The sequence below is a fragment of the Streptoalloteichus tenebrarius genome (assembly GCF_024171885.1).
Taxonomy (GTDB): domain Bacteria; phylum Actinomycetota; class Actinomycetes; order Mycobacteriales; family Pseudonocardiaceae; genus Streptoalloteichus; species Streptoalloteichus tenebrarius.
The window spans coordinates 35,660-48,138 of record NZ_JAMTCP010000019.1 but is presented as its reverse complement, the minus strand read 5'-3'; the positions used below and the strand labels follow the sequence as shown (position 1 = coordinate 48,138).

At 74.2% G+C, this 12,479-nt stretch carries 12 protein-coding genes and 1 other RNA gene; 9 read left to right on the top strand and 4 right to left on the bottom strand.

Annotation, left to right across the window (positions count from 1 at the left end; genetic code table 11):
• Window positions 1-184: 184 nt before the first annotated feature.
• The 6 genes from cobC to LX15_RS17030 all read left to right on the top strand — a co-directional run bounded on the left by cobC (window position 185) and on the right by LX15_RS17030 (window position 5,217).
• Window positions 185-1,276: an Rv2231c family histidinol phosphate aminotransferase CobC gene (gene cobC / locus LX15_RS17055; protein ID WP_253670591.1), complete on the top strand. Its 1,092-nt coding sequence runs from the start codon at window positions 185-187 to the stop codon at window positions 1,274-1,276.
• Between the two features lie 113 nt (window positions 1,277-1,389).
• Complete coding sequence (locus LX15_RS17050; protein WP_253670644.1) at window positions 1,390-2,526, top strand: Nif3-like dinuclear metal center hexameric protein; 1,137 nt, start codon at window positions 1,390-1,392, stop codon at window positions 2,524-2,526.
• On the top strand, window positions 2,523-3,260 hold the full coding sequence (locus LX15_RS17045) for a zinc ribbon domain-containing protein (protein ID WP_253670590.1): 738 nt from the start codon (window positions 2,523-2,525) through the stop codon (window positions 3,258-3,260). The genes LX15_RS17050 and LX15_RS17045 overlap by 4 nt, the downstream gene beginning before the upstream one ends.
• Before the next feature lie 2 nt (window positions 3,261-3,262).
• On the top strand, window positions 3,263-4,390 hold the full coding sequence (locus LX15_RS17040; RefSeq protein ID WP_253670643.1) for a bifunctional RNase H/acid phosphatase: 1,128 nt from the start codon (window positions 3,263-3,265) through the stop codon (window positions 4,388-4,390).
• Between the two features lie 62 nt (window positions 4,391-4,452).
• An RNA gene (rnpB, locus tag LX15_RS17035) (RNase P RNA component class A) lies at window positions 4,453-4,865 on the top strand.
• A gap of 163 nt (window positions 4,866-5,028) precedes the next feature.
• Window positions 5,029-5,217 carry a hypothetical protein gene (locus LX15_RS17030; RefSeq protein ID WP_253670589.1) on the top strand — a complete coding sequence of 63 codons (189 nt, stop codon included), beginning with the start codon at window positions 5,029-5,031 and terminating at the stop codon, window positions 5,215-5,217.
• Between the two features lie 13 nt (window positions 5,218-5,230).
• Here LX15_RS17030 and LX15_RS17025 read toward each other — a convergent pair whose 3' ends face one another.
• Window positions 5,231-6,181 carry a LysR family transcriptional regulator gene (locus tag LX15_RS17025; protein ID WP_253670588.1) on the bottom strand — a complete coding sequence of 317 codons (951 nt, stop codon included), beginning with the start codon at window positions 6,179-6,181 and terminating at the stop codon, window positions 5,231-5,233.
• 78 nt (window positions 6,182-6,259) lie between these two features.
• Between LX15_RS17025 and LX15_RS17020 the strand changes: the two genes are divergently transcribed.
• The 3 genes from LX15_RS17020 to LX15_RS17010 are packed head-to-tail and all read left to right on the top strand — an operon-like array spanning window position 6,260 to window position 9,722.
• Window positions 6,260-7,033 carry a succinate dehydrogenase cytochrome b subunit gene (locus LX15_RS17020; RefSeq protein ID WP_253670587.1) on the top strand — a complete coding sequence of 258 codons (774 nt, stop codon included), beginning with the start codon at window positions 6,260-6,262 and terminating at the stop codon, window positions 7,031-7,033.
• Window positions 7,033-8,967: a fumarate reductase/succinate dehydrogenase flavoprotein subunit gene (locus LX15_RS17015; protein ID WP_253670586.1), complete on the top strand. Its 1,935-nt coding sequence runs from the start codon at window positions 7,033-7,035 to the stop codon at window positions 8,965-8,967. Before LX15_RS17020 ends, LX15_RS17015 begins: the two co-directional genes overlap by 1 nt.
• The gene (locus LX15_RS17010) at window positions 8,964-9,722 is read left to right on the top strand and encodes a succinate dehydrogenase/fumarate reductase iron-sulfur subunit (RefSeq protein WP_253670585.1); all 759 of its coding nucleotides are present in this window, start codon (window positions 8,964-8,966) and stop codon (window positions 9,720-9,722) included. Before LX15_RS17015 ends, LX15_RS17010 begins: the two co-directional genes overlap by 4 nt.
• Before the next feature lie 106 nt (window positions 9,723-9,828).
• On the opposite strand, the gene LX15_RS17005 is transcribed toward LX15_RS17010, so the two are convergent.
• From LX15_RS17005 to LX15_RS16995, 3 genes are all read right to left on the bottom strand, one after another.
• Entirely contained in the window at window positions 9,829-10,026 is a 198-nt protein-coding gene (locus LX15_RS17005) for a hypothetical protein (RefSeq protein ID WP_253670584.1), read from the bottom strand.
• Between the two features lie 317 nt (window positions 10,027-10,343).
• A complete protein-coding gene (locus tag LX15_RS17000) occupies window positions 10,344-11,120 on the bottom strand; it encodes an ESX secretion-associated protein EspG (RefSeq protein WP_253670583.1) in 777 nt (258 codons plus the stop codon).
• The gene (locus LX15_RS16995; RefSeq protein ID WP_253670582.1) at window positions 11,117-12,478 is read right to left on the bottom strand and encodes a hypothetical protein; all 1,362 of its coding nucleotides are present in this window, start codon (window positions 12,476-12,478) and stop codon (window positions 11,117-11,119) included. Before LX15_RS16995 ends, LX15_RS17000 begins: the two co-directional genes overlap by 4 nt.
• Between the last annotated feature and the right edge of the window lies 1 nt (window position 12,479).

Sequence of the window (12,479 nt, the reverse complement as noted above, 5' to 3'; positions counted from 1 at the left end):
CCCCGTGGTGCCCGAGGTCCGCGAGGTCAGCGAGGTCCGCGAGGTCAGCGAGGTCCGCGAGGTCAGCGAGGTCCGCGAGGTCACTGTCGCGGGACCGGTCGCGGGCCGGTCGCGGTCGGAGCAGACGCGGACACGCGCTGGTGGCGTCGGACGCCGCCTCGGAGCGCCCCTAGACTCACGGGCGATGACCAGCGACGACAACCAGCGCACCGCCGAGCGGGCGAGGCTGCGCCACCACGGCGACGTGGACGCGGCCCCCGGGCTGGTGGACTTCGCGGTCAACGTCCGTGCGGAGCGCCCGCCGGCCTGGCTGCGGGACCGGCTGCGCGCGGCGGTCGACCGGCTCGGCACGTACCCGAGCCCCGACGACGACGCCGCGGCCCGCGCCGCCGTCGCCGCCCGGCACGGCCGACGGCCGGACGAGGTGCTGGTGCTCAACGGCGGCGCGGAGGGCTTCGCGTTGCTGCCCGCGCTCCGCCCCCGCCACGCCGCGCTGGTCCACCCGTCGTTCACCGAGCCCGAGGTCGCGCTGGCCGACGCGGGTGTGCCGATCACCAGGGTCGTGCTCGACCCGGCCGACGGCCACACCCTGCGCCCCGAGCTGGTCCCGGCCGACGCCGACCTGGTCGTGCTGGGCAACCCCACGAACCCGACCTCCGTGCTGCACCCGGCCGAGGTCGTCCGGTCACTGGCCCGGCCGGGCCGGGTCCTCGTGGTCGACGAGGCGTTCGCCGACGCCGTGCCCGGCGAACGGGAGTCCCTGGCCGGCGACGCCGACACCCCGGGCCTGCTGGTGCTGCGCAGCCTGACCAAGACGTGGGCGCTGCCCGGCCTCCGCGCGGGCTACGCGCTCGGCGCGCCCGACCTGCTCGCGCGGCTCGCGGCACCCCGTCCGCACTGGCCGGTCGGCACGCTGGTGCTGGAGGCGGTCGCGGCGTGCTGTTCCCCGGCGGCCGTGGCCGAGGCCGACGCCGCGGCCCGCGAGCTGGCCGTTCACCGGGCCGCCCTCGCGGATGCCCTGGCCGCGCTGCCCGGCGTCGAGGTCCACCACCCGGCGGAAGGCCCGTTCCTGCTGCTCCGGGTGCCGGACGGCGAGCGGGTGCGGGAGGGACTGCGGGCCAGGGGCGTCGCCGTGCGCAGGGCCGACACGTTCCCCGGTCTGGGCGCCGACCACCTCCGGGTGGCCGTGCGCGACCCGGAGCGGAACGCCCTCCTGCTCGCCGCGCTGCGGGCCGAGCTGAGTGTGTCCGAGTTCGCGTTGGAGGTCTCCGCGTGAGTGAGCGAACCGTCGAGTCCGGTGGCGGGCGAACGGCAGAAGCCGGCGGTGAGCACGTTCTCGGCGATGGCGACCCGCGCGGGGGCGCCCGCGTCGCCGACGTCGTCGCCGCCCTGGAGGCCGCCTACCCGCCGGCGCTCGCCGAGTCCTGGGACGCGGTCGGCCTGGTCTGCGGCGACCCGGACGAGCCGGTGCGGAGGGTGCTGTTCTGCGTCGACCCTGTCGAGTCCACAGTGGACGAGGCAGTCGAATGGGGCGCGCAGCTCCTGGTCTCCCACCACCCCCTGATGCTGCGGGGCGTCACCGCGGTCCCCGCCAACACCGCCAAGGGGCGGGTGGTCCACCGGCTCGTGCGGGCGGGTGTCGCCCTGTTCACCGCGCACACCAACGCCGACTCCGCCGACCCCGGCGTCTCCGACGCGCTCGCCGAGGCGCTCGGCCTCACCGTGACCGGCCCGCTCGACCCGCGCCCGGCCGACCCGCTCGACGCGTTGAGCACGACCGTGCCCCTCGCCCACGCCGAGCGCGTGCTCGCCGCGCTGGCCGAGGCCGGGGCCGGCCACGTCGGGGACTACAGCGACGCCGCCTGGCTCGTCGACGGCACCGGCCAGTACCGCCCGCTGCGCGGCTCGGAGCCCGCGCTCGGTCGGGTCGGCGAGGTGCACCGCGAGCCGGAGACGCGCATCGAGACCGTGCTGCCCCGGCGCCTCCGTCGCGCGGTGATCGAGGCCCTGCGCGCGGCCCACCCGTACGAGGAGCCCGCCTTCGACCTGCACGAGATGGCCGACCTGCCGTCGAGCAGGGGCCTCGGCCGCGTCGGCGAGCTGCCGGAGGCCGAGCCGCTGTCGGCGTTCGTGCGGCGGGTCGCCGACGCGCTGCCGCCGACCGCGTGGGGCGTGCGGGCGGCCGGCGACCCGGACCGTCCGATTCGGACGGTCGCGGTGTGCGGAGGGGCCGGCGACTCCTACCTGGACCGCGCCACCGCGCTCGGCGTCGACGCCTACGTCACCGCCGACCTCCGCCATCACCCGGCGGGGGAACACCTCGCCCGCGCCGACGTGCCCGGCGCGCGCGTGCCCGCCCTCGTCGACGTCGCGCACTGGGCCAGCGAGTGGCCCTGGTGCGCGCAGGCGGCCGACGTCGTGCGCGCCGCGCTCGGCGGTACGGTCGAGGTCCTCGTTTCCACCCGCCGCACCGACCCGTGGACGATCGGTGCGACGACCACCCCGACCGGGAGGACGCCCGCGTGAAAGCCCAGCCCGCCGCCCAGCGTCGGCTGCTCGACCTGGCCAAGGTCGACGCCGAGCTGAACCGCGTCGCGCACCGTCGCCGCACCATGCCGGAGCTCGCCGAGATCGCCGAGCTGGAGCGTGACGTGCGCGCGCGGCGGGACGCCGTGGTCGCGGTCGAGACCACCCACGGCGACCTGGACCGGGACGCCCGCCGGCTGGAGACCGAGATCGAGCAGCTCCGGGCGCGCGAGGAGCGTGACCGCAAGCTGATCGACGGCGGCTCCGTCGGCGCCAAGCAGGTCGTCGACCTCCAGCACGAGCTGGAGAGCCTGGCCCGCCGGCGCGGCGTGCTGGAGGACGAGCTGCTGGAGGTCATGGAGCGCCGCGAGGCGGTCGAGCGGGAGGTCGCGCACCGCCGCGAGGAGCTGGCCGCCGCCGAGGAGAAGCTCGGCGAGGCCCAGGGCCGCAGGGACGAGGCCGTCGCCGACCTCGACGTGATCGAGACGCGGCGCGCCGCCGAGCGCAAGGGCCTGGTCGCCGAGCTGCCCGAGGACCTGGTCGCCCTCTACGAGCGCATCCGCGCGCAGAAGGGCACGGGCGCGGGGCTGCTGCGGTCGCGTCGCTGCGGCGCGTGCCAGCTCGAACTGGACCGCACCGTGCTGGGCGAGGTGCGCACGGCGGCCGCCGACGAGGTCGTCCGGTGCTCGGAGTGCGGCGCGATCCTCGTGCGCACCGGGGAGTCCGGCCTGTGAAGGTGGTCGTCGAGGCCGACGGCGGCTCGCGGGGCAACCCGGGGCCCGCCGGCTACGGCGCCGTGGTCAGGGACGCGCTGACCGGCGAGGTGCTGGCGGAACGCTCCGGCGGGCTCGGCGTCACCACCAACAACGTGGCCGAGTACGAGGGCCTGCTCGCCGGGCTGCGGGCGGCCGTCGAGCTGGGCGCCGACGAGGTCGAGGTCCGGATGGACTCCAAGCTCGTCGTCGAGCAGATGTGTGGCCGGTGGAAGGTGCGCCAGGAGCACCTCCAGCCGCTGGTCAGCGAGGGCACGCGCCTGGTGGGCTCGCTGTCGGCCGTGCGGTTCACCTGGGTGCCGCGCTCCCGCAACGCCCACGCCGACCGGCTCGCCAACGAGGCGATGGACGCGCAGGCGGGCGTCGGCGACCGCCTCGCCACGCCCGAGCCCGCCGCCTCGGCGGACGCCCCCGTCGAGCCGGTCGTGGCGCGCGCCGCGGTGACGGCCCCGCCGGGCGCGTGGTCCGGGGCCCTGGGCGAGCCCACCCGGTTCCTCCTGCTGCGGCACGGGCAGACCGAGGTGTCCGCCCAGCGCCGCTACTCCGGGCGCGGGGACATCCCGCTGACCGCGCTGGGGGAGCAGCAGGCGGCGGCCGCGGCCAAGCGGCTGGCCGCCTTCGGCGACGTGGCGGCCGTGGTGTCCTCGCCGCTGCTCAGGACCAGGCAGACCGCGCAGGCCGTCGCCGAGGCGCTCGGCGTCGAGCCGGTGACGCACGACGGCCTGGTCGAGACGGACTTCGGCGCGTGGGAGGGGCTGACCTTCGCCGAGGCCGCCGAGCGCGACCCTGAGCTGCACCGCCGGTGGCTGTCCGACCCTGGCGTGCCCACGCCGGGCGGCGAGAGCTTCGACCAGGTGCACCGCAGGGTGCGGCGGGCCAGGGACGAGCTGATCGCCGCGCACGGCGCGGCGACCGTGGTCGTGGTGAGCCACGTCACGCCGATCAAGTCGGTGCTGCGGATGGCCCTCGACGTGGGCCCGTCGCTGCTCTACCGGCTGCACCTGGACCTGGCGTCCCTGTCGGTCGCCGAGTTCTACCCCGACGGCAACGCCTCGGTCCGCCTGGTCAACGACACCTCCCACCTGCGCTGAGCCGGGCGGGGGACGCCGGGGAAGGACCGGGGGCGCCGCGGCGTTAGGATCTGTCGAGCGGACGAGCTGGCCGGGCGACCGCGTCGGCGTCCCGTCCTCCACGAGGCACGGGGCGTCGCCGAGGAAAGTCCGGACTCCACAGGGCAGGGTGGTTGCTAACGGCAACCCGGGGTGACCCGCGGGACAGTGCCACAGAAAGCAGACCGCCCGGCAGCCGCCGGGTAAGGGTGAAAGGGTGGTGTAAGAGACCACCAGCACCCCGGGTGACCGGGGTGGCTCGGTAAACCCCACCCGGAGCAAGGCCAAGAGGGCGCCACACGTGGTGCCTGCGCAGGCGTTCGAGGGTTGCCCGCCCGATGCCTGCGGGTAGGCCGCACGAGCCTGCCGGCGACGGCAGGCCTAGATGGATGGTCGCCGAACGGGAGCGCCGCAAGGCCCCCGGGAACAGAATCCGGCTTACAGGCCAGCTCGTCCGCCCCCTTCCACGCCCTCTCCGGGCTCCGCCACGCCCTCTCCGTGCTCCATTTGGCTCTGTCGTGCTCCGTCGGGCTTGTCGGACGCCGCCCCGCCAGGCGTCACGAAGGTCGGAACCGGGTACTCCCGTCCCGGACCACCCCGACGTGATGGAGGCGGAGCCGGTGAACACCGAACCCGAGGGCAGGCCGGCGGAGGACGAGCGGTCGCCGCTGGAGAAGCTGAAGGAGAAGGCGAAGAAGGTCGTGGACCCGGGCGTGCCCACCCCGGGGCGCGACAACGCCGAGACCTTCGCGCCCGCGCCGCCGACCGAGGAGCGACCCCGACCCGACGAGGGCCGCGACCAGCGGTGACCGCCGCGCGCGCTCAGCCGGGCTCGCCGGGCGCGGGCAGCGGCAGCACGCCCGGCGCGAGCCGGTGCAGGTCTGCCGACCGCGTCACGTACGACAGCAGCGTCGCGCGGAGGGCGCGCGCGGCGTGGGGCAGGCTCACGTCCGTCCGGTGGGCGAGCGCGATGGTCCGGCTGATCCCGGGCGGGGCCAGCGGCGTGCCCCGCAACTGGGGGCGTCCCCGCAGCACCATGCTCGGCACGATCGCCACCCCCAGTCCCGCCTCCACGAACCGGAGGACGGCGTTCAGCTCCCCGCCCTCCACCGCGAACCGGGGGCTCACCCCGGCCGCCCCGCACGCCGACAGCGTCGCCTCCCGCAGGTCGTAGCCGGGGCGGAACATCACCAGCGGGCGGTGGGCCAGCTCGGCGATCCGCAGGTGGTGCCGGTGGGTGGGCGGCGGGTCGTCCGCCGAGGAGGCGACCACCAGGTCCTCGTGCAGGATCGGCAGCGCGGTCAGCGCCGGGTCGGCCCCCTCCGGCGGCACGATGATCAGCGCCAGGTCGAGCTGGCCCCTGGTCAGCTCGCGCACCAGGTCCTGCGAGCCGCTCTCCTCGACCAGCAGGTGGATGCCGGGGTAGGTGTCGTGGAACCGGCGCAGCACGTCCGGCAGCAGGCTCAGGCACAGGCTCGGCGTCGCCCCCACCCGCACCCGGCCGCGCCGCAGCCCCACCAGCTCCTGCACCTCCAGCCGCGCGGTCTCCACGTCGGCGAGGATCCGCTTGGCCAACGGCAGCAGCGCCTCACCCGCCGGAGTGAGCCCGATGTTGCCCCTCGCGCGGGTGAACAGCGCCGTGCCCAGCTCCGCCTCCAGGCTCCGGATCTGCTTGCTCAGTGAGGGCTGCGCCACGTGCGCCAGCTCGGCGGCCCGCGTGAAGTGCCGCGTCTCGGCGACCGCCAGGAAGTACACGAGCTGCTGCAACGTCACGTCGATAGCGTAGGGCTATCGCCACGAGTCGAACGATGTATTGGACGACTCGTCAGACCCGCTCCTACCGTCGCCGGCGTGGTAACTGCCAGCACACGGCTCACCCGGTCGGGCCAGGACGCCCCGCCGGTGGTCCCTCGGCCGCCGAGGGCGCCGAGGACGACGAGGGCGCCGAGGACGACGATCGGCCGGCTCTGGGCCTCCACCGTCGGCAAGAAGGCCGTCATGGCCGTGACCGGCGGGGCCATGTTCCTGTTCGTCGTCGGGCACATGGCCGGCAACCTCAAGGTCCTCTTCGGACCGGAGGCGTTCAACGAGCACCCCAGGTGGCTGCGGGGCATCGGTGAGGGCCTGCTGGGCTACGGCGGGTTCGTGTGGATCGCCCGCGTCGGCCTGCTCCTGTGCCTGGTCCTGCACATGACCGCCGCGATCCAGCTCGCCAGGAGGGCGGCGGCCGCGCGCCCCGCGCGTTACCAGCGCCGCGGGCCGGTGCGGGGCAGCTACGCCGCCCGCACCATGCGCTGGGGCGGCGTGATCATCGCGTTGTTCCTCGTCTACCACCTCATGGACCTCACGGCGGGCTGGCTCAACCCGGTCGGCGACCTGGAGCACCCCTACCGCAACGTCACGGCCGACTTCCGGCACTGGTACGTGACCCTGGCCTACACCGTGGCCATCGTGACCCTCGGCTTCCACATCCGGCACGGCCTGTGGAGCGCGTTGCAGAGCCTCGGCGCCTCCAACGCCCGACGGCAGCGCGTCCTCAAGGGGATCGCGCTCGGCGTCGCCGTCCTGATCTGCGCCGGGTTCCTGGCCGTGCCGTTCTCCGTCCTGACGGGATTGGTGAAGTGATGCGTTACGTCGAGGGATCGCCGATCGCGGACGCCAAGGCGCCCGACGGTCCGATCGAGACCCGCTGGGACCGCCGCCGCTTCGGCGCGAAGCTGGTCAACCCGGCCAACAAGCGGAAGCTGACGGTCATCGTGGTCGGCACCGGCCTCGCCGGCGGCTCGGCCGCCGCGACCCTGGCCGAGCTGGGCTACAACGTCCTGTCGTTCTGCTACCAGGACAGCCCGCGCCGGGCGCACAGCATCGCCGCGCAGGGCGGCATCAATGCCGCCAAGAACTACCGCAACGACGGCGACAGCATCCACCGCCTGTTCTACGACACGGTCAAGGGCGGCGACTTCCGCGCGCGCGAGTCCAACGTGTACCGACTCGCGCAGATCAGCGTCGAGATCATCGACCAGTGCGTGGCCCAGGGCGTGCCGTTCGCCCGCGAGTACGGCGGGCTGCTCGACACCCGGTCCTTCGGCGGCGCCCAGGTCTCCCGCACCTTCTACGCGCGGGGCCAGACCGGGCAGCAGCTCCTGCTCGGCGCGTACCAGGCGCTGGCCCGGCAGATCAGCGCCGGCCGCGTCCGGATGCACCCCCGCACGGAGATGCTGGACCTGGTCGTCGCGGACGGCCGCGCCCGCGGCATCGTCGCCCGCGACCTGGTGACCGGCGAGGTCACCACCCACCTCGCCGACGCGGTCGTGCTCGCCACCGGCGGCTACGGCAACGTCTTCTACCTGTCCACCAACGCCAAGGGCTGCAACGCCACCGCCGTGTGGCGGGCCCACCGGCGCGGCGCCCTGTTCGCCAACCCCTGCTACACCCAGATCCACCCCACGTGCATCCCGGTCAGCGGCGACCACCAGTCGAAGCTGACCCTGATGAGCGAGTCGCTGCGCAACGACGGCCGGGTCTGGGTTCCGGCGCGGAAGGGCGACACCCGTCCGGCCAACGAGATCCCCGAGAGCGAGCGCGACTACTACCTGGAGCGCATCTACCCCAGCTTCGGCAACCTCGTCCCCCGCGACATCGCCTCCCGCGCCGCCAAGAACGTCTGCGACTCCGGCCACGGCGTCGGCCCCGGCGGCCTCGGCGTCTACCTCGACTTCGCCGACGCGATCCGCCGCCTCGGCAAGCCGGCCGTGGAGGCCAGGTACGGCAACCTCTTCGAGATGTACCAGCGCATCACCGGCGAGGACCCGTACGAGGTGCCGATGCGCATCTACCCGGCCGTCCACTACACGATGGGCGGGCTGTGGGTGGACTACGACCTCCAGAGCACCATCCCCGGCCTGTTCGTCATCGGCGAGGCCAACTTCTCCGACCACGGGGCCAACCGGCTCGGCGCGAGCGCGCTCATGCAGGGCCTCGCCGACGGCTACTTCGTGCTGCCGAACACCATCGGCGACTACCTCGCCGCCGGGCCGTTCGACCCCGTGCCCGCCGACCACCCCGCCGTCGTGGAGGCCGAGAACGGCGTGCGCGAGCGGGTCTCGGCGCTGCTCGCCGTCAACGGCGACCGGACCGTCGACTCGTTCCACCGGGAACTGGGCCAGCTCATGTGGGACCACTGCGGCATGGAGCGCACCGAGGAGGGCCTGCGCAAGGCCCTGGAGCGCATTCCCGAGCTGCGGCGGGAGTTCTGGGAGCGGGTCCGCGTCCCCGGCGACGGCGAGGGCCTCAACCAGGCGTTGGAGAAGGCCGGCCGCGTCGCCGACTTCTTCGAGCTGGCCGAGCTGATGTGCCTCGACGCCCTGCACCGCACCGAGTCCTGCGGCGGCCACTTCCGCGCGGAGAGCCAGACCCCGGACGGCGAGGCCCTGCGCGACGACGAGCGCTTCAGCTACGTCGCCGCCTGGGAGCACGGCGGACCCGACGGGCCGCCCGTGCTGCACCGCGAGGCCCTGGACTTCGAGTACGTCACGCCCACCCAACGGAGCTACAAGTGAGACTGACCCTGCGGGTCTGGCGGCAGGCCGGGCCGGACGAGGACGGGCGCCTGGTCGACTACGCGGTCGACGACGTCAGCCCGGACATGTCGTTCCTGGAGATGCTCGACGTCCTCAACGAACGACTGATCATGGAGGGCGAGGAGCCGATCGCCTTCGACCACGACTGCCGCGAGGGCATCTGCGGCATGTGCGGCATGATGATCAACGGGGTGGCGCACGGCCCCGAGCGGGCCACCACCACCTGCCAGCTCCACATGCGGCACTTCGCCGACGGCGACGTCGTCGTCATCGAGCCGTGGCGGGCGCGGGCGTTCCCGGTCATCAAGGACCTGGTCGTCGACCGCGGCGCGTTCGACCGCATCATCGAGGCCGGCGGCTACATCACCGCGCCCACCGGCAGCGCACCGGACGCCCACGCCATCCCGGTGCCCAAGCCCGACGCGGACAAGGCGTTCGAGGCCGCGGCCTGCATCGGCTGCGGCGCGTGCGTCGCCGCCTGCCCCAACGGCTCCGGGATGCTGTTCACGGCGGCCAAGGCCACCCACCTCGGTCTGCTCCCCCAGGGCCAGCCCGAGCGCTACAGCCGGGCCGTCGAGATGGTCGCCGCCCACGACGCCCTCGACTTCGGCGGCTGCACGAACACGGGTGAGTGCGCCGTGGCCTGCCCGAAGGGCATCCCCCTCGAATCGATCGCCCGACTCAACCGGGACGTGCTCCGCGCGACCGTGACCGGGGCGCACGAACCCCGGTAGCCGAGGAGAGCGTTGGCGCGATGTCCCGCCGGGGGAGCGGGGCATCGCGCCGACCCGTCTCAGCGCCCGTTCGCCGTCGCCTCCAAAAAGAACGCGGCGTACATCTTCACGACGAGCTGCGACCACCGGGGGCGGCGACCGTTCGCGGATGGTTCTTCGGGTGCCCGAAGGGCACGGCCTCCAGGACGACGACCTGGTTGGGCGCGTCGGGGACGTCGGTGATCACCTGGGCGTCGGCGCGGACCTCCTTCTCGTGGAGGCACGTCGTCCGAGTGATGCCGCCACCGAGGGCGTTCTTCAGCACCGCGGCCCGGGATCACCGGCGCGCAGGTGGAGCGCGCCCCGGTGGCCGGCCCGCCCCCCGGCGCTGCCTGGCCAAGGCCGCGTTCTCGGGGATCTCGCGGCTCGGGGGAGGAACCACCGCCGTGGTGGTGGGAGAGGGCGATGGGGGAGCCACCTTCTCGCCGTCATGCTGCCCGCGCGACGTCATGGTCAGGGTGACCGGAACCGTGGTCACGGCGACGAGCCATGCCCGCGTTCTCGCGCCGATTTCCCCTCAACAGAGCCGAAAGCGCCGGCCGGCCACCCTCGGAGGCGGTGGCCGGCCGGCGCGAGCGAAGGTCAGAGCACGTCGCGGGTGCTGGCCAACAGTTCGCGGACGTGCCCGAGGAGCTGCTGCGTGCTCAGCGGCGTCACGGTCACCCACCCGTTGCGCCGCAACTGGAGGAACCGGCCCTCCGCGTTGTCGTGGAAGCCGACCACCCAGGGACCGGGCCGCTTCCGGCCCGTCCCGTCCGAGGCGACGACGCTGAACTGTCCACGGTGGACGACACCGTCGAGCATGCGCGCCAGCCTGCGGGCGTCCTCGGGGCGCTCCCCCTCCTCGACCAGGCGGCGGGCCAGGGACTCCGGGTCCCTGCCGTCCACCGCGGCCGCGTCGAGCGCCGCCGCGCGCACGCTCACCGACGCGGCCCTGTTGACCGGGGCCTGCCCCGCCAGCCCGACCATCTCGGTCACCACGGCGTGGTCGGGCATCGACCGCAGGACCACCGTCTCGCCGTCGATGACCGCGACGACCCCCCGGTTCCCGGCCGCCGCGCCCCTGGCCCGCACCACGCGGTCGGAGATCAGCCGCGAGTCCACCGCCCACGAGCAGTGGGCGAGCAGGTCGAGCTGGTCCCTCAGGTCCGGGTGCGGCCCCAGGTCGTCGGCGAGGTCCCTGGCCCGCAGGCTGGCCAGGACCCCCTCGACGATCTCGCGGCGCTCCTCGTGGGTGCGGCCGGGGCTGGGCAGGTCGAGCACGTACGGCAGGTCGCCGAGCCCCAGCCGCTCCCAGCACACCTCGAACTCCACAGTGGACAGCTCAACCGGCGTCCACTGCCCGATCCGCGTGGTCACGGCTGGCCCGGCGGGTTGCCGCCGATGACCGGCGGGGCCACCAACGGGATGTTGTCGAGGAAGTGCTCGTCGGTCTGCTCCGCGTACTTGTCGGTGTGCTCGCCGTCCTCCTCGCCCCGCGCGCCCGCGCCGTGCGCACCACCCACGGCCGGCTGCATGATCGAGCCACCTCGGCCCGCACCACCCGCCGCACCACCGGCCACGCCGCCGCGAGCCCCGGGGCCAGCCTCGCCGATCACCCCGCCCGACAGCGGGCCACGCCCGAACGGGGACCCGCGATGGGCCTCACCCGCGCCACCGGCCCCCAGGACACCGCCGCCCGGCATGCCGCCACGCGGACCGCCGCCGACCCCGCCGGACCGACCGCCGCCGCCGGCACGATCCCCTCCTGGGACACCAGGCCCGACGGGGACCCGGCCCGGACCGCCGCCCTGTCGGCCCGGCGCCTCGCCCGGCCGCCACCCGCCGCCGGGCGGCCGGAACCCCGGCGGGGGAACCGGGACCGGAGTGGGGGACGGGCCGCCTCCCGGCGGCGGTGGCGTGGGCGTCGGCAGGGGACGCGGCTCGGGGAGCGGGTCGACCCGCACCGGGGGCGGGAAGTTCGTGGGCGGGGTGATCGCCGGCGGCCGGTTCCCGTCCGGTGGGGCGACCGGCGGCGGGCTCACCCGGTTCGGCGGCGTGACCACGTCGCCCTGCGGGCTCACCGTCGTGTTGCGCCCGGTGGTCCGGTCGCTCTGCCACGAGTCGACCGAGCTGGGCGGCGGCGGCGTGCTGGAGTCCGCCGTCTCCACCGTGATCTTCGGCGGCTCCAGGATCGGTTCTATCCCCGCCAGCACAGCACGTGATGAGGACTCGTATTCCCGAAGAACCGAGTTCGCCTTCTTGTCGGCCTCACGACGAGCTGCGACCTGCTTGTCGAAGTTGGTCTGAACGTCGATGTTGGCGCCGAAAACCTTCGCCCCGGCCTGGAGCGTGTCTCCTGCGAGGTCGCCCATCCCGTACTCGGGCTTCGCCACGACCTCCGGCATGTCATGGCGTGCGAAGGAGGCCGCCTGCATCTGGTTGTTCACCTGGTAGACGCTGATGGCTCCGGTGTCACCTGACTCGGTTGCCCACTTCGCTGCCCGCGTCATCGCCGTCGTGGCGGCATCCGCTGCGGAGCCCTCCCACGCGACGTTGATCTGTCCCAAAACACGACGCAGGTTGTTCTCGGACTGGTACAGAGCCTCCGTCAGTCCGCGCACCGCGTCCGCGTTGTCCTGGAGGACGCTCAGGCCGGCGCCCTCCTGCTTGACCCATCTGACCTTGGTCTCCAGGTCGAAGCCCTCGTATCGGTAGTACCCGACCCCGAAGTACATT